Source organism: Arcobacter ellisii (genome assembly GCF_003544915.1).
Lineage (GTDB): Bacteria > Campylobacterota > Campylobacteria > Campylobacterales > Arcobacteraceae > Aliarcobacter > Aliarcobacter ellisii.
Genome location: NZ_CP032097.1, coordinates 2,122,383 through 2,137,925 on the forward strand (window position 1 = coordinate 2,122,383; position 15,543 = coordinate 2,137,925).

General features: G+C 25.6%; 20 protein-coding genes. 12 read left to right on the forward strand and 8 right to left on the reverse strand.

The window, feature by feature from the left end; translation table 11 throughout:
• Position 1: 1 nt before the first annotated feature.
• Positions 2-1,318 (reverse strand): sensor histidine kinase, encoded by a 1,317-nt coding sequence (locus AELL_RS10730; RefSeq protein WP_118917956.1) that lies wholly within the window; start codon positions 1,316-1,318, stop codon positions 2-4.
• Complete coding sequence (locus AELL_RS10735; protein WP_118917957.1) at positions 1,311-1,991, reverse strand: response regulator transcription factor; 681 nt, start codon at positions 1,989-1,991, stop codon at positions 1,311-1,313. Before AELL_RS10735 ends, AELL_RS10730 begins: the two co-directional genes overlap by 8 nt.
• A gap of 41 nt (positions 1,992-2,032) precedes the next feature.
• Here AELL_RS10735 and AELL_RS10740 point away from each other — a divergent pair, with 41 nt between their 5' ends.
• From AELL_RS10740 to AELL_RS10750, 3 genes are read left to right on the forward strand one after another with little or no spacing between them, the layout of a single operon-like run.
• Entirely contained in the window at positions 2,033-2,563 is a 531-nt protein-coding gene (locus AELL_RS10740; protein ID WP_118917958.1) for a methylated-DNA--[protein]-cysteine S-methyltransferase, read from the forward strand.
• Positions 2,556-3,965: a phosphomannomutase/phosphoglucomutase gene (locus AELL_RS10745; RefSeq protein ID WP_118917959.1), complete on the forward strand. Its 1,410-nt coding sequence runs from the start codon at positions 2,556-2,558 to the stop codon at positions 3,963-3,965. Before AELL_RS10740 ends, AELL_RS10745 begins: the two co-directional genes overlap by 8 nt.
• Positions 3,940-4,662, forward strand: a complete 723-nt coding sequence (locus AELL_RS10750) for a carbon-nitrogen hydrolase family protein (RefSeq protein ID WP_118917960.1) — start codon at positions 3,940-3,942, stop codon at positions 4,660-4,662. Before AELL_RS10745 ends, AELL_RS10750 begins: the two co-directional genes overlap by 26 nt.
• 13 nt (positions 4,663-4,675) lie before the next feature.
• On the opposite strand, the gene AELL_RS10755 is transcribed toward AELL_RS10750, so the two are convergent.
• Entirely contained in the window at positions 4,676-4,885 is a 210-nt protein-coding gene (locus AELL_RS10755) for a hypothetical protein (RefSeq protein WP_118917961.1), read from the reverse strand.
• Positions 4,886-5,049: 164 nt separating this feature from the next.
• On the opposite strand from AELL_RS10755, the gene AELL_RS10760 reads away from it, so the two are divergent.
• The 4 genes from AELL_RS10760 to AELL_RS10775 all read left to right on the forward strand — a co-directional run bounded on the left by AELL_RS10760 (position 5,050) and on the right by AELL_RS10775 (position 7,399).
• Positions 5,050-5,547: a transglycosylase SLT domain-containing protein gene (locus AELL_RS10760; protein ID WP_118917962.1), complete on the forward strand. Its 498-nt coding sequence runs from the start codon at positions 5,050-5,052 to the stop codon at positions 5,545-5,547.
• A 245-nt stretch (positions 5,548-5,792) separates the two neighbouring features.
• Entirely contained in the window at positions 5,793-6,128 is a 336-nt protein-coding gene (locus AELL_RS10765) for a DUF2325 domain-containing protein (protein WP_118917963.1), read from the forward strand.
• A complete protein-coding gene (locus AELL_RS10770) occupies positions 6,122-6,880 on the forward strand; it encodes a hypothetical protein (protein WP_118917964.1) in 759 nt (252 codons plus the stop codon). Before AELL_RS10765 ends, AELL_RS10770 begins: the two co-directional genes overlap by 7 nt.
• A 21-nt stretch (positions 6,881-6,901) precedes the next feature.
• Complete coding sequence (locus AELL_RS10775; protein WP_118917965.1) at positions 6,902-7,399, forward strand: flavodoxin; 498 nt, start codon at positions 6,902-6,904, stop codon at positions 7,397-7,399.
• Positions 7,400-7,434: 35 nt separating this feature from the next.
• On the opposite strand, the gene AELL_RS10780 is transcribed toward AELL_RS10775, so the two are convergent.
• Positions 7,435-7,887 (reverse strand): Fur family transcriptional regulator, encoded by a 453-nt coding sequence (locus AELL_RS10780; protein ID WP_118917966.1) that lies wholly within the window; start codon positions 7,885-7,887, stop codon positions 7,435-7,437.
• A 142-nt stretch (positions 7,888-8,029) separates the two neighbouring features.
• Between AELL_RS10780 and AELL_RS10785 the strand changes: the two genes are divergently transcribed.
• Positions 8,030-8,257: a FeoA family protein gene (locus AELL_RS10785; RefSeq protein WP_118917967.1), complete on the forward strand. Its 228-nt coding sequence runs from the start codon at positions 8,030-8,032 to the stop codon at positions 8,255-8,257.
• Positions 8,247-10,355 (forward strand): ferrous iron transport protein B, encoded by a 2,109-nt coding sequence (feoB, locus tag AELL_RS10790; RefSeq protein ID WP_118917968.1) that lies wholly within the window; start codon positions 8,247-8,249, stop codon positions 10,353-10,355. The genes AELL_RS10785 and feoB overlap by 11 nt, the downstream gene beginning before the upstream one ends.
• 36 nt (positions 10,356-10,391) lie before the next feature.
• On the opposite strand, the gene AELL_RS10795 is transcribed toward feoB, so the two are convergent.
• Genes AELL_RS10795 through trpA form a run of 4 tightly spaced genes read right to left on the reverse strand, consistent with a single transcriptional unit; the run spans position 10,392 to position 12,465 of the window.
• Positions 10,392-10,775 carry a hypothetical protein gene (locus AELL_RS10795; protein ID WP_118917969.1) on the reverse strand — a complete coding sequence of 128 codons (384 nt, stop codon included), beginning with the start codon at positions 10,773-10,775 and terminating at the stop codon, positions 10,392-10,394.
• Positions 10,768-10,995 (reverse strand): hypothetical protein, encoded by a 228-nt coding sequence (locus AELL_RS10800; protein ID WP_118917970.1) that lies wholly within the window; start codon positions 10,993-10,995, stop codon positions 10,768-10,770. The genes AELL_RS10795 and AELL_RS10800 overlap by 8 nt, the downstream gene beginning before the upstream one ends.
• Entirely contained in the window at positions 10,985-11,722 is a 738-nt protein-coding gene (locus AELL_RS10805; protein ID WP_118917971.1) for an arginyltransferase, read from the reverse strand. The genes AELL_RS10800 and AELL_RS10805 overlap by 11 nt, the downstream gene beginning before the upstream one ends.
• Positions 11,723-11,724: 2 nt before the next feature.
• Positions 11,725-12,465 carry a tryptophan synthase subunit alpha gene (gene trpA, locus AELL_RS10810; RefSeq protein ID WP_118917972.1) on the reverse strand — a complete coding sequence of 247 codons (741 nt, stop codon included), beginning with the start codon at positions 12,463-12,465 and terminating at the stop codon, positions 11,725-11,727.
• Positions 12,466-12,643: 178 nt separating this feature from the next.
• Between trpA and panB the strand changes: the two genes are divergently transcribed.
• The 3 genes from panB to AELL_RS10825 are packed head-to-tail and all read left to right on the forward strand — an operon-like array spanning position 12,644 to position 15,539.
• A complete protein-coding gene (gene panB, locus AELL_RS10815) occupies positions 12,644-13,453 on the forward strand; it encodes a 3-methyl-2-oxobutanoate hydroxymethyltransferase (RefSeq protein ID WP_118917973.1) in 810 nt (269 codons plus the stop codon).
• Positions 13,453-14,490 carry a Holliday junction branch migration DNA helicase RuvB gene (ruvB, locus tag AELL_RS10820; RefSeq protein ID WP_118917974.1) on the forward strand — a complete coding sequence of 346 codons (1,038 nt, stop codon included), beginning with the start codon at positions 13,453-13,455 and terminating at the stop codon, positions 14,488-14,490. Before panB ends, ruvB begins: the two co-directional genes overlap by 1 nt.
• Entirely contained in the window at positions 14,487-15,539 is a 1,053-nt protein-coding gene (locus AELL_RS10825; RefSeq protein ID WP_118917975.1) for an AI-2E family transporter, read from the forward strand. Before ruvB ends, AELL_RS10825 begins: the two co-directional genes overlap by 4 nt.
• Positions 15,540-15,543 lie beyond the last annotated feature (4 nt).

Below are 15,543 nucleotides of genomic sequence, written 5' to 3' on the forward strand. Positions count from 1 at the left end.
ACTAAATTACTTTTTCAAAAAAGAGGCAAAAACAAGCTCCCTCTTTTTTGTTTTCAACCAAAATTTTTCCACCAAAACTCTCTTCAACAATCATTTTTACCAAATAAAGCCCTATTCCTGTTCCTTCTATTTTAGTTGTAAAATATGGTTCAAAAATCTTTTTTAGATTTTTTGTTTTTATTCCTCCACCATTATCTGTGATATCTATTTTTACCTCAGCACTTGAAGAAGAAACCTCTATTTTTATTTTTGGGTTTTTTATATTTTTTAATACATCAATTGAATTTGAAACGATTGAAAATATAACTTGTGAAAGTTCATTTTTTACCCCAAAAATTTTTATCTCTTCAAAGGTTTGAAAATCTATTTTTAAATCTATATTATGATTTTTTAAATCTGCATCTAAAATCGTAAAGGCATTTTCTATGGCTTCTTTTACACTAAAATTCTCTCTTTTTTTAGTTTCATTATAAAACTCTTTAAAATCATCAATTGTTTTTGATAAAAAATCAATCTGTTCATTTGCTTGATTTATTTTTTTATCAAAATAGAGTTCATCTAAGTTTTTATTTTCAAATCTTTTTTTTAGATTCATTAAAATATAAGAGATATTATTTAAAGGTTGTCTAAATTGGTGAGTTATATTTGCAATCATTTCACCTGATTTTACAAACTTTGATTGTTGAATTACCATCTTTTCAAAGTTTTTATTTTTTATTTTTAAGTCATTATATTTATATGCAATTGAGATTGTAAAAAGCATAGCTTCAATTGCAAAAACCAATAAAACTAAATCAAAATATCCACTTTGTGTATAAAAATTTTTAAAATCAAAAATAAATAACAAAATACAAAAAACAGACCAACCAATAACATAAATAAGTGCTGGTTTAAAACCTTGTTTTAAATTAAAAATCAAAGAGACAAATAAAATCGCATAAATGATTGTATAAGGTAAATATTCAAATAAAACATAGTGATAAAATGCCGTTAAAATAACAACATTCAATAAAAAGGTATTGATTATTAGTTCTTTATAATTTGTAATTTTTGGTAAAAATTTTCCTTCATAATAATTTATTGCAAAAATCATTGCAAAAATTGAAGCGATAACAAAAGATAACTCTTGAATAAAATAACTAATTGTAAAAAGTTTACTATATGAGATTATAAAAATCAAAGAAAAAATTTGCATAAAACAATAACTTATATAAAATATCTCTTTTGAATACAAATATCTAATAAAGGTATATACAATCGTCATTATTAAAATACCAAAAGTAATCCCATAAAAAAGAATTGTATTAATATCAAACATTTATTTTATAACCACTATTTGTAAGATTCAAAATCAAATCTTTTGGAATTTTTGTTTTTAAATTTTTAACCAAAGTTTTTAAAGCATCTTTTGTCATAACAGACTCACGCCAAACATAGTTTTCAATCTCTTCATAGGTTACATATCGATTTTTGTTTTTTATAAGAAGTTCTAAAAATAAAATCTCTTTTGCTCTTAGTTTTACAATTTCATCTTTTATTACTAAGTTTTTATTAAAAGTATCAAAATATATTTCATTTTCAAGTTTTACAATATTTGAATTATCCTCTTGTAAAGAGTTTACACATAAAAATAAAGCCTCTTCAAACTCTTTTTCTTTTACAGGTTTTATTAGATATTTCACAAGTTGAAGTTCAATAGCTTTTAATAAATAATTTTTATCACAAAAAGCTGTGATAATTATGATTTGAGTTTTTTTATCTTTTTGTCTAATTTTTTTTACAAATTCCAAACCATTTAATTTTGGCATTTGAATATCAGTTATTATAATATCAGGTTTATATTTTTCATAAAGTTGTAATGCAACTATGGCATCACTTGCTTCATAAATAGTTTCAAAAAAGTTTTGCAAATACTCAACACCATTTTCTCTAGCTATTTCATCATCTTCAACATATAGAATTTTTATATTTTTATAACTATTTTTTAACATTTAAAATTATATCTTATATATGATTATGTTAAAATTCCGCCATGAGAAAATATAATTTTGAAAACAAAGAAATCATTGTTACAACGACATTTTCAACTCCTTTAGGAGAAATGTTCGCTGCTGCTTCAAAAAAAGGAATAATTATTTTTACATATTTTGTTCCTTTTCATATAGAAGCAAAAATTGAAGTTTTAAAAAATAGTTTAAATGCCGATGTAATTCCAGGAAATTGTGAAATATTTGAACTTCTAAAAATCCAACTAGAAGAGTATTTTAATAAACAAAGAACAACTTTTGAAATACCTTTACAACTAATTGGTACTTCTTTTCAAGTAAAATGCTGGAAAGAGTTACTAAAAATTCCTTATGGTAAAACTCTTAGTTATAAAGAACAAGCAAAAAATATTGAAAATGAAAAAGCTTATCGAGCAGTTGCAAATGCAAATTCACAAAATATGATTGATATTTTGGTTCCATGTCATAGAGTTATTTCAAATGATAGAACATTAGGTGGTTATAGTGGAGGAATTGAAAAAAAAGAGTTTTTATTAAAGTTAGAACAAAATGATTAATAAAACAATTTTTAGACAATATGACATTAGAGGTGTTGTAAATGATGATTTAACCTATGAAAATTCAAAATTAATAGGTTATTATTTAGGTCTTCATATAAAAGAAAAAATTTCATCAACGCCATATATTGTGGTTGGTTATGATGTAAGAACTCACTCTCAAATGCTTTTTGAAGCTCTAATCTCAGGACTTAATCTATCAGAGTGTAAAGTTTTAAATATTGGACTAGTTGCAACTGGCGTAAACTATTTTGCCTCTTTTCAAGAGTTTTTGATAGAAAATAAAACTATAAAACCAACTGCGTCAATTATGATTACAGGAAGTCATAATGCAAAAAAATATAATGGTTTTAAAATCACAATAAACAATGAACCATTTTTTGGGGAAGAGCTTTTAGCTTTATATGAAAAAATTAGTAAAAATCAAAATATAGAAATTCCAAATAATTTTGATTTTATAAAAATTGATGCAAAAAAATTGTACGTAGATTTTATGGTTAATCAATTTTCACATCTAAAAAATTTTAAAACTCCTTTTGTAGTTGATTGTGGAAATGGCGTTGCAAATACAGTTTTATGTGATATTTTAGATGAATTAAATCTAAACTATAAAGGTTTACACCTAACTCCAGATGGAGAGTTTCCAAATCATCATCCAGACCCAACAAATGAAAAAAATCTTGAAGATATAAAAGCTTTATTAAAAGATGAGTGTAATTTAGGTTTTGCTTATGATGGAGATGCTGATAGAATTGCTGTTTTAACTCAAAAATATAATATCAAAGGTGATATGTTAGCCCTACTTTTTTCAAAAACTATGAAAAATCCAGTAATTATTGGAGAAGTTACCTACTCACAAAATATTTTTGATGAATTAAATAGTGAAGCTAAAACAATAATGAATAAAACTGGTTATTCAAACTTACGATTAAAACTAAAAGAATTAAATGCAGACCTTGCAGCAGAAGTTTCAGGACATATCTTTTTTAATGATAGATATTATGGTTATGATGATGCTATTTATGCAACTTTTAGAGTATTAGAACTTTTATATAAAGGAATAAATTTAGATTTTGAGTTAGATAAACTTCCAAAAGTTTATACAAGTTCTAATATTGAAATAGAAGTTAGTGAAAAAAATAAATTTTTAATTATAAAAGAGATTGAAAATAAATTAAAAAAAGTTCAACGAGGATTTCCTATTATAAAAGATATTATAAAAATTGATGGACTTAGAATAAATTTTGAATATGGTTGGGCATTAATTCGTGCTTCAAATACAAATTCTATAATAGTTACTAAATATGAAGCTAGCACTTACGCAACAGCTATGAGTTATAAAGTTGCAGTTGAAAATATTTTAAATGAGGTAATAAATGAAATTAATAACTCTACAAATTAAAACTTCGTTAGATTTTCAAACAAATCTAAATGAATTAAAAGAATTAATAAATTCGTGTGAAGAAAACTCTTTAATTTTAGCTCCTGAATTAGCTTTGAGTGGATTTTCTTATGATAGAATGGATGAAGCTTCTACTTTTTCAATAAAAGCCATTGAAGAGATAAAAGAATTAAGCCAAAATAAAATTATTTCTTTAACATTTATTACAAAAAAAGATGAAAAATATTTTAATACTTTATATTTATTTCACAATAAAAAAATCATTCATACTCAATCAAAAATTAAACTTTTTCCTTTAGGAAATGAACTAGAACATTTTAGTGAAGGAGATTTAAAAGATTTAAAAATTTTAGAAATAGATGGTATAAAAATAGCAGCATTAATCTGTTTTGAACTAAGATTTCCAGAGCTTTGGGAAAAAATAAAAGGTGCAGATATAATTTTAAATCCAGCAATGTGGGGATTAAAAAGAAAAGAGCATTATGAATCTATTTCAAAAGCTTTAGCTTTAGTGAATCAATGTTTTGTAGTTGCTTGTAACAGTGCTGATTATAATATGGCAAAAGGAAGTGCAATCATAAGTCCATTTGGAAATGTAATAAAAGATGATTCTAAAAATAAAATTGAAACAATTTTTGATAAAGATGAGATAAATAAAGTTAGAAAATATATTGATATTGGATTAAATAAAAAATAATGAAAAGTAGATTTTAATCTACTTTCAAAGAATTTCTAATTTCCTCTAAAGGAACGCCACTTTTTTTAGCAAGAAGTGCTAATTTTGTTATTCTTCTAATATGTGAAGGTATCACTTTATATGTTGTAAAAGTTGATGCTTTTACACCTATTTCTTCTGCAAATTTACCCTGAGAAGAAAAACCAATTTCCTTGATTATTTTCTTAAATTCTTTCTTTTCCAATGTCTACTATTCTCATAAAATTTTTTTGGAATTATAGTTTGAATAAACTAAATAAATTATTAATCAATTCCCAAAAAACAAGCAAAATATAGTAATATTTGACAAAATTTCAATTTTCAGCTACAATCACCCACTTTAAAAAAAGAAAAACAAAGGAGAAAAAATTGAGATTAAGAGTAATTTTACTTATTCTACTATTCATTTCTAATGTTTTTGCATCAGATTTTGATATTAAAAACTTAACACAACAAGAAATTGAAACACTAAAAGAAATTAAAAAACAAGGTCAACAACACGGACTTAGTTACTCATTAATGGCAATTGCTATTAAAGAATCAGGACTAGGAAAAGTTATGATAAATATGGATTCAAAAGATTTTGGAATTTATCAAGCTAATATAAAAACAGTAATTAGTAGACAAAATGTAAAAGATACTTCTTGGAATAGAAATATGTTTGCTACTAAATTGATTTCTGATTTCCAATTTGCAACAAAAAATGCAATTGATGAATTAGTTTATTGGCAAAAAATCCACAAAAATGACTGGTCAAAAGTATGGAGCAGTTATAATGGTGGATGGAAATATAATAGTAAAGAAGCAAGAGAATATTCTCAAGAAATAGCAGCAATCATTAGAGAGCTTAGAAAAATCGACGTTTAAAACCTTTTTAACTAGGAATTTCCTAGTTAATCCTCTCAACATAAATCTTACAAAAAACAAAAAATCTATAAACAAATTATATTTAATTGATAATCATTCTTAATATTAATCAAGAATTAAGTTTTATTCTTATAGTATTTCAATAATGATTATCAATATAAAGGATAAAAAATGTTTGAAAATTTTGAAAATAAAAAAGACCTTGTAAAACCAACCGGTTGTACTTGTTAAAAAAAGGATAAAAGATGAGTATTTTAATTATTGGTGGAGATCAAATCTCACAAATTTCAACGATGCTTACTGAACTTGGTGCAAAAACAATAAATCATTGGGATGCAAGAAAAAAATCTTCTGCTCCAAAGAAAAAAGTTCCACAAGATACAGATTGTATTGTAATGCTTACATCTTTTTTAAATCATAATACTATGCTTAAATATAAAAATGAAGCAAAAAAGAAAAACATACCATTTATTTGTGCAAAACGGTCAATAAACTGTGTTTATGATGAATATGTAAAAATAATGGGAATAAAAGATTGCAAAGAGTGTTATGCAAATTGTGATAAGGAATTAAAATGTTAGAAAATAATTTAATCGGCTTTTCACAAGATAAAGAGTATTTACCAAAAGATTTTGATGAATTTAACTCATTAAATAGATTGAGACAGCTATTTTTAAATCTAAGTAACAATATTTTAAATTCTTATTGCAATTTCACAAAATATGAACAAAGAGTTTTATCTAATTATGATTTGGAAAAAGCTTTCATATATAAAATAAAAAATATGCAACCATTAAGTTTTGTAAAAATAAATAAACCTAAAAGTAAAAATTTTAGATTTTGTCTAAATTCAACAAAAATTATTAACAATTATTTTAATCCAAACAACAAAGAACCTATTTTTATTTCAAATAATAAACTTTTACCTTTAGCAAAATTAATCTCTGTTTGTTATGTAAATAACAAACATCAATTATTGATTGATAAACATTTACTATTCCATGAATTTGTTTTAAAGAAAATAAAAAAACTTCATAGTGATAAAACTGTTATAGATTTAGGAAACTCTATTTGTATCAAATCAGAAGAGTTTGTAGGATTAAAAATTTATACATCTTGGAAAGATATAGAAGTAAAAAAACCAAATATAAAAGATGAACTAGAAAGTGCAATTAAATCTATAAAAAAAGGCGAATATTTTCAAATATATTTGGCTTATCCAAAAAATAATGAATTTACAAAACAAATACCTGTTTATGTAGATGAATTAAAAAATAAAGAGTATCAAATAAAAGCTATTCCTTACTCTTTAAGATCAATTATAAAAAATTAATATTATTTAGGAGAACATAAAATGGCAACAGCAATATTTTTTGCAAGTAGTACTGGAAATTCTGAAGAGATAGCAAATAAAATTGCTTCAAAACTTGGAGATATTGAAGTATTTGATTTGGCTGGAACTAAAATCGATAGAGTAAATGAATATGATAAATTAATTCTTGGTGGCTCAACTTGGGGAGATGGAGAATTAAATGATGATTGGGAAGATGCGTGGGGCGATTTTTGTAAATTAGATTTATCAGGAAAAACTATTGCCCTTTTTGGTTTAGGAGATCAAGAGAGTTATAGTGATGAATTTTGTAGTGCAATGGGTATTATTTATGAACAAATAAAATCTAATAATGCAAAAATTGTTGGTTTTACTTCAACTGATGGTTATTATCATGATGGTTCAAAAGCACAAATTGAAAATAATTTTGTTGGACTTGTATTAGATGAAGATAATCAAAGTGATTTAACTGATGAAAGAATTGAAAACTGGGTAAATAATATTAAATCTGAGATTTTATAAATTAGAAGTTAGTATATTAAGAATTTCTTAATATACTATGAATCTTGACAAGTATCACAAGTACCATACAACTGCATAGAGTGACTTGTTATTTTAAACTTATTTTTTTTAGCAATTTTATCTTGTCTCTTTTCAATTTCATCATCAATAAACTCAATTATCTTACCACAACTTGTGCATATTAAATGATCGTGATGAGATTTTGCATTACTTTCATATTTTTTCCCATCTGTTCCAAATGTGATTGAAGTGATTAAATCTACTTCTTCTAAGAAACTAAGAGCTCTATATACAGTTGCAATTCCTATATTAGAATCTTTATAATCTTTTTTTATTTGATTATAAATTTCTTCAGCAGTTAAATGTTCTTTTGCATGTAATAAAATATTTAAAACAATCTCTCTTTGTTCTGTATATTTAAGACCTTTTTGCTTTACTATTTTTTTTAATTCATCAATTATTTCTTCATTATTGTTTTCATTTAACATTAAAATCACCCTTAAAAAATTATAACATTTTAGTATATCTAAAACTTCCCATAAATTACAAATCACTTTATTGACTCTAATCAAGTATAAGCAAGACTAATTGTATTATAATAATCATTATTAATCTTACAAAAGGAAACATATGACGTTAGATGAATTAAAATTGCATGAAAGTGGGCAAATAGTCGCCATTAATTGCGATAGTATTTTAAGAAATAGACTCTACTCTTTTGGAATTGTAAAAGGTGCAATTGTAACAATAGAAGGTTTAACTCTAACAAAAAGTACAATAGAGATAAAAATCAACCAATCAAAAATCGCATTAAGATTAAGTGAAGCTTCAAAAATTGAGGTTGAATATGCAAAATAAAGTTATAACTATTGCACTTGTAGGTCAACCAAATGTGGGAAAATCTATGCTTATCAACTCTTTATCAAATGCTAGATTAAAAGTTGGGAATTTTTCAGGGGTTACAGTTACAAAAGAGGAGGTTTTTTTAGAATACAAAGGTTATCAAATTCAAATTATTGATTTACCTGGTGCATATTCTTTAAATAATTATACTTTAGAAGAAAAAGTTACTAAAGAGTTTTTAGATAACTCTCATTATGACATTATTCTAAATGTTTTAGACTCAACAAACTTACAAAGAAACCTATTTTTAACTGCTGAACTATTAGCTTTAGATAAAAAAATGATAATTGCACTTAATATGAGTGATGAAGCCCAAAAAGAATCTATAATGATTGACGAAGTTCAACTAAGTAAAATTCTTGGAAAACCTTGTATAAAAACAAGTGCTGCAAAAAAAATAGGGATTCAAAAACTTTTAGATGAAATTGTTTTTAAATTTGAAAATGAAAAACTTCCAACAAAACTTTTTTTCTCAGATGTAATAGAAGAAGAGATAGAAACTATCTCAAAACTTTTACAAGAGTGTAATTATAAAACAAACCAAACATATAGACAAATTGCAATAAAACTTTTAAAAGAAGATACTCAAACTTATAGACAATTAAAAGAAGAACCAATATGGATAAAGCTTCAAAATCTTTTAACTGAAGCATTTAAACATTTATATATTCATTATCAAACAAAAAATATGGAAGACATTTTTAATGATGAAAAATTTGCTTTTGCAAAAGGTGCAACAACTGAAACTGTAAAACAATCATTAAAAAGAGAAAAAACTTTAACTGAAAAATTTGATTCAATATTAATTCATAAATTCTTTGGATTACCTATATTTTTATTTTTGATGTGGGGATTGTTTCAATTAACTTTTGAAATTGGGAATATTCCAATGGATTTAATTGATGCCTTTTTTGCAAGTGTAATTGATAAAACTAAAACTGTTTTAGGAGATAATCAACTCTCTTCAATTATTGGAGATGGGGTTATTGCAGGAGTTGGTTCAGTTATTTTATTTTTACCAAATATTATGATTCTATTTTTTGGTATTGCTTTACTTGAAACAACTGGATATATGAGTAGAGTTGCTTTTTTACTTGATGGTTTCTTTCATAAATTTGGACTTCATGGTAAATCTTTTATTCCACTTGTAACAGGTTTTGGATGTTCAGTTCCTGCATATATGGCTGCACGTACTTTAAAAAATGAAAGAGATAGACTTTTAACTCTATTTATTATTGGATTTATGTCTTGTGGGGCAAGACTTCCTATTTATGTACTTTTTGTTGGAGCATTTTTTGGAAATCAAAATGCTGGAAATGTATTATTTTTAATCTATATTTGTGGTGCCATTTTAGGTTTATTTGCAGCAAAAATATTAAAAGTTATTGTATTTAAAAGTGAAGATGAACCTTTTGTTATGGAGATGCCAAAATATAGAGTTCCTTCATTTAAACTAATTTGGCATACAGTTTCAAATCAAGCTTTAATGTATCTAAAAAAAGCAGGAACATATATTCTTGCGGCGTCATTACTTATTTGGTTTGCAAGTAACTACCCAAAACATCTTGATGTTGAAAATGATTTTAATACAAAAATAGAATTAGCACAAAGTGAAGAAGAAAAAATAAATTTACAAAATGAACTAAGTTTATATAATCTTGAAAACTCTTATTTAGGTTATCTTGGAAAATTTTCAGAACCTCTATTTAGACCTTTAGGATTTGATTGGAAAATGTCAGTTGCTTTAGAAACAGGACTTGCTGCTAAAGAGATTGTTGTTTCTACTTTATCTATTCTTTATGGTTTAGGAAGTGACAATAATGAAACATCAGATAGTTTAGTAGAAAAAATTAAAAATAATATACCTTTTGCTTCAGCAATATCATTTATTGTATTTGTAATGATTTATTTACCTTGTTTAGCAGCATCAATGGTATTTATGAGAGAAGCAGGAAATTGGAAATATTTATGGTATCTATTTATTTTTACAACATCAACTGCTTGGATTATGTCTTTTATCACTTATAATATAACTAAATTACTAATAAATTAAGAACTTCTCTTAACTTATTAGTAAATAAAAAAGTATTTATTTCAATTCAAATTGAGATGAATACTCTTTTCCACTATAAATAATTTTAAAATCCCATTTTCCACCTTCTCTACCATCTAGATATCTATAATCATAAGCTGAACTATCTCCAGCTGGAATTATCATCTCTCTTGTTCTTGAGACTTCACCTGTAGGGCTTATCCAATTAATAATTATTAGTTGTTCTTGTTGGGGATCTCTTATAACTTCAAATTTACAAATAATTGATTTTTCATCTTCTAAAATTAGACAATCTACATTTGGATTATAAGGTTGTTCTTGTACAACATTTTTTTCAAGTGGTTTTACTTCATTTGTTACTGTAGCTTCTGCAAAAAGTGTAGCAGTTAAGGCTAAAAAAGATACTAAGTATCTATTCATTTTTCTCTCTTTCATCTTCTTCAAGATTTGTAAATTTTATTAATACATGTTTTATTGGAGCATAAAATGTTGTCATTGAAACTATTGCAACAATAAGCTGAACAATTTTAAAAAAACTACTCTTTTCTCCAACTGTAAATAAAGCTAAATAGTAACTCAAAATAAAGGAAATTATAGCACAAATTACAATACTTATAATAATTAAAAAATTATAGTTCATATTTTTTCCAAATTGGGGTTTCATTTAATGTAGCTCTATTTTCTAGAGTTTCAAAAGGTGAATATGCAACTTTATAGCCCATTGAAAAATGATTTTCTATCCAATATCCCAAATAAATATAAGGGATATTAAGTTCTTTTGCTATTTTTATTTGAGCTAAAATAGAAAATTTACCAATAGATAAATCAGCATACTCATGGTCATAATAACAATAAATAGCAGAAATTGATTGAGGCAAAATATCTACTAATGCAACTCCTATTAATTTATCATCTCTTACATATAAAAATTCTTTTGCATAATTTTCTGTAGCCTCAACATAAGAACGTGAATAATCATCAGGTTCAATAGGTGTATAAGGCCAATCCTTTTTATCATTCATAAATCTATGATATTTATCATATAAATTAAGATGTTCCATAGTCATTGAAGGTGGTCTTATATAAAGTTTTGTATCTCTATTTTTTGCAATTACTCTTTTTTCTGATTTTGAAAATTTATAATTTTTAACATCTATTCTCATAGAGACACATTTGTTACATGTTTTACATTCAGGAACAAAATGCATTCGTCCAAATCTTCTCCAACCACGCTCTAACATTTTTTGATATTCAGAAGTTGCACAAGAATAAATATACCTATATCTTATATCTGAAAGTTTTTCATTATAATAAGAACAAGTTCTATTCTCTTCTAAAAATTCAACATCTTGATTCAAAATTTGCATGATTATTCGTTTATTTTTTCTTTTATCTCTTTTGCTATAGAGAAAATTCTTTTAATTTTTTCATCATTTGATAAACTATCATCAATTATATGTTTTACAAATGCACTTCCAACAATAACCCCATCAACATCTTTAGCTTTTTCTTTACAAGTTTTTTCATCAACTCCAAAACCAATATAAAGTGGTGTTTGTGAATATTTTCTTACATTTTTTATTATTAAAGATAAATCCTCTTTTTGTCCACTTCCAGTAATTCCAGCATAAGCAACCATATAAATAAATTTTTTAGCATTTGTTACTAACTCTTTTATTCTCTCTTCACTATCTGTTGGAGCTACAAAAGAGATATTTGCTTTATTATATTTAGTAAATAAATCCTCATAATTTTGAGCCATTTCAAAAGGAAGATCTGGAATAATTGTTCCTTGAATATTATATTCAGCAGCTTTTTGTAAGAATTTTTCCATTCCATAATGATAAAATGGGTTCATATATCCCATCCATAAAGTATCAATATCATTTCCAATTTTTGAAGAGATTTCAAATAAATCTTTTAATTTAAAACCATTATTTAAAGCAATTAAATTTGCCTTTTCAATAACTGGACCATCAGCAACTGGATCTGAAAAAGGTATTCCTAATTCCAAAATATCAACACCAGCTTCTTTTAAACTAAACGCTAAATCTATTGTAAAACTATTACTTGGAAGTGATGCAGTTATATAACCTACTAATTTTTTCAAAACTGTAATCCTATTTTTTTAAATATTCTATCAAAAATCTTCTTTCAAACTATTAATTACTTATGATTATTCTATTTTTTATATTTTAATTCCTATTAAGAAATATTAAAATTTTTATTAAAAAAGTTTGTTTTAGATATAATCATTACAAATTATTAATAATTATTTAGGAAAAAAAATGAGCATTATTAAAAACGATTTTGAAAAAATGAACATCACAAAAATCAAAAAATCAAAAAATCAAAAAAAACTAACAGTTATTACAGCTTATGATGCACTTTTTGCAAAACTGTTTGAAGAAATTGCAGATATGATACTTGTAGGAGATAGTCTTAATATGAGTTTTGCAGGTCGTCTAGACACTCTTTCAACAACTTTAGAGCAGATGATTTATCATACAAATGCTGTTTGTACTGGTGCGCCAAAGGCTTTTGTAATTTTAGATATGCCTTTTGGAACTTACATAAATAAAGATGAAGCTTTAAAAAATGCTATTGAAGTTTATAGACAAACAAATGCTGCAGCTATTAAAATAGAAGGTGGAGAAGATAGAGCTGATATTATCAAACATTTAACTTCAAACTCTATTGCTGTTATGGGTCATATTGGACTAATGCCTCAATATGTAAGAAGTGAAGGTGGATACAAAGTAAGAGGAAAAACAAAAGAGGATGAAGAACAGCTTATTCGTGATGCAATTGCAGTTGAAAAAGCTGGAGCTTTTGCTATTGTTGTAGAAGGAGTTATGAGTAATGTTGCAGAAAAAATTACTCAAGCTGTAAATATTCCAATAATTGGAATTGGTGCTGGAAATGTAACTGATGGCCAAGTTTTAGTTTGGTCAGATATGTTAGGATTTTTTGAAGAGTTTAAACCAAAATTTGTAAGACACTATCTAAATGGTGCTGAACTTGTAAAAGAAGCTGTAAATCAATATAGAAGTGATGTACAAGACTCTACTTTCCCTTCAAAAGAGGAAGAGTATTAATGGAGCGATTAGTTGAAGTAGAATCTGTATCTTTTGAAGAAGATAATAATGAAATAAGTCTAAGACCTTCAAATTGGGATGATTATATAGGACAAGAAAAAATCAAAAAAAATTTAAGAGTTTTTATTGATGCTTCAAAAAAAAGAAAAGAAGCCCTTGACCATATTCTATTTTATGGACCTCCTGGACTTGGAAAAACTACTTTATCATATCTTATTTCAAATGAGATGAATACAAATATAAAAGTAACAGCAGGTCCTATGATAGAAAAAAGTGGGGATTTAGCTGCAATTTTAACAAATCTTGAAGAAGGAGATATTTTATTTATTGATGAAATTCATAGACTCTCTCCAGCTGTTGAAGAGATTTTATACCCAGCGATGGAAGATTATAGATTAGATATCATAATTGGTTCAGGACCAGCTGCTCAAACTGTAAAAATAGATTTACCAAGATTTACTCTCATTGGAGCAACTACACGTGCTGGAATGCTTTCAAATCCTTTAAGAGAGAGATTTGGTATGCACTTTAGAATGCAGTTTTATACACATGAAGAGTTAGCAAAAATTATTCAAAAAGCTGCCATTAAACTTGGTAAAAGTTGTGAAGATGATGCTGCTTTAGAAATTTCAAAAAGAAGTCGAGGAACACCAAGGGTTGCATTAAGATTACTAAGACGTGTTAGAGATTTCTCTGAAGTTGAAAATGAAAAATATATTCATATGAAAAGATGTCAATACGCTTTAGATGAATTAGGTGTAAATGAAAGTGGATTTGATGAGATGGATATAAATCTACTTGAATTACTAATTTCAAATAGAGGAAAACCAATGGGATTATCAACTATTGCAGCAGCTCTTAGTGAAGATGAAGGAACAATTGAAGATGCAATTGAGCCTTATTTACTTGCAAATGGTTATATTGAAAGAACAGCACGAGGAAGAGTTGCAAGTGTTAAAACCTATGAAATGTTTAGGCTTTCATATCCTGGAAGTTTAAAATTAGATGATGATGTAAAACAAGGTAAATTATTTTGAAAGCAGCCTATTTTATAATTGCAATTGCAATTGTTATGATTTTTTTTATGGTGGAACTGTTTAATCCCTTTCTAAAAGCAATACTTGTATCAATACTATTAACTGTAGCAACAAGTTCTTTAACACATTTTTTAGAAAAAAAATCAAGAAGTAGAATAGCTGCAACATCATTTATTACAATTGCCCTTGCTGCTCTATTTTTCATTCCTATTTTATATTGTATTTTCTCATTTATCAATTTTTTTAATCAAGTTGACCAAGAATTATTAGTAAAAAATCTAGATGATATAAAAACTTTTATACAAGAAAAATCTGTAAATCTAACTTTTCTAAATAACATTTTAGATAATCTTAGTTCAAAAATTGATGTAGGAAAAACGGTACAAGATATATTTGCAATTAGTGCTTATTTAGGGAAAAACTCTGCTAAATTTATGATTGACATGGTTATGATTTTAATATTTTTCTTCTTTTTTACTCTTTACTCAACACCTCTTTTAACTTTTATAAAAGAGTTATTACCAATTAAAAAAGAGGATTCTGTAATATTATTTAGTGAATCATCAAATGTAATGACTGTAGTTTTATACTCTATTTTAGTTACTGCAATATTTGAAGGTTTTTTATTTGGTTTTTTCTTAACATTTTTTAATTATGATGGATTACTATTTGGAGTTTTATATGGATTTGCATCATTAATTCCAGTTATTGGTGGAGTAATAATGTGGCTTCCAATAGTGATTTATGAAGCAACAACAAATTCAATAACAAATGCTTTGATTATTGCAATCTATTCTATAGTTGTAATTTCAATATTTGCAGATACCTTTGTAAAACCAATGATAATAAAATATATAAATAAAAAAGTAGTAAAAACTCCAACAAGTGTAAATGAACTTTTAATATTCTTCTCTATTGTTGCTGGACTTTCAACATTTGGTTTTTGGGGAATGATTATAGGACCAGCTATGGTGACTTTTTTTATTTCAATAATGCATTTACTGAAAAAATACTCTGATGATTTTAAAGAAAATGTATCTTATGACTAAGATA

What these genes read in the sequence shown, in the direction of transcription:
- AELL_RS10730 (WP_118917956.1), bottom strand. Translation starts at nt 1,318, where the DNA reads ATGTTTGATATTAATACAATTCTTTTTTATGGGATTACTTTTGGTATT.
- AELL_RS10735 (WP_118917957.1), bottom strand. Translation starts at nt 1,991, where the DNA reads ATGTTAAAAAATAGTTATAAAAATATAAAAATTCTATATGTTGAAGAT.
- AELL_RS10740 (WP_118917958.1), top strand. Translation starts at nt 2,033, where the DNA reads ATGAGAAAATATAATTTTGAAAACAAAGAAATCATTGTTACAACGACA.
- AELL_RS10745 (WP_118917959.1), top strand. Translation starts at nt 2,556, where the DNA reads ATGATTAATAAAACAATTTTTAGACAATATGACATTAGAGGTGTTGTA.
- AELL_RS10750 (WP_118917960.1), top strand. Translation starts at nt 3,940, where the DNA reads ATGAAATTAATAACTCTACAAATTAAAACTTCGTTAGATTTTCAAACA.
- AELL_RS10765 (WP_118917963.1), top strand. Translation starts at nt 5,793, where the DNA reads ATGAGTATTTTAATTATTGGTGGAGATCAAATCTCACAAATTTCAACG.
- AELL_RS10770 (WP_118917964.1), top strand. Translation starts at nt 6,122, where the DNA reads ATGTTAGAAAATAATTTAATCGGCTTTTCACAAGATAAAGAGTATTTA.
- AELL_RS10775 (WP_118917965.1), top strand. Translation starts at nt 6,902, where the DNA reads ATGGCAACAGCAATATTTTTTGCAAGTAGTACTGGAAATTCTGAAGAG.
- AELL_RS10780 (WP_118917966.1), bottom strand. Translation starts at nt 7,887, where the DNA reads ATGTTAAATGAAAACAATAATGAAGAAATAATTGATGAATTAAAAAAA.
- AELL_RS10785 (WP_118917967.1), top strand. Translation starts at nt 8,030, where the DNA reads ATGACGTTAGATGAATTAAAATTGCATGAAAGTGGGCAAATAGTCGCC.
- feoB (WP_118917968.1), top strand. Translation starts at nt 8,247, where the DNA reads ATGCAAAATAAAGTTATAACTATTGCACTTGTAGGTCAACCAAATGTG.
- AELL_RS10795 (WP_118917969.1), bottom strand. Translation starts at nt 10,775, where the DNA reads ATGAATAGATACTTAGTATCTTTTTTAGCCTTAACTGCTACACTTTTT.
- AELL_RS10800 (WP_118917970.1), bottom strand. Translation starts at nt 10,995, where the DNA reads ATGAACTATAATTTTTTAATTATTATAAGTATTGTAATTTGTGCTATA.
- AELL_RS10805 (WP_118917971.1), bottom strand. Translation starts at nt 11,722, where the DNA reads ATGCAAATTTTGAATCAAGATGTTGAATTTTTAGAAGAGAATAGAACT.
- panB (WP_118917973.1), top strand. Translation starts at nt 12,644, where the DNA reads ATGAGCATTATTAAAAACGATTTTGAAAAAATGAACATCACAAAAATC.
- ruvB (WP_118917974.1), top strand. Translation starts at nt 13,453, where the DNA reads ATGGAGCGATTAGTTGAAGTAGAATCTGTATCTTTTGAAGAAGATAAT.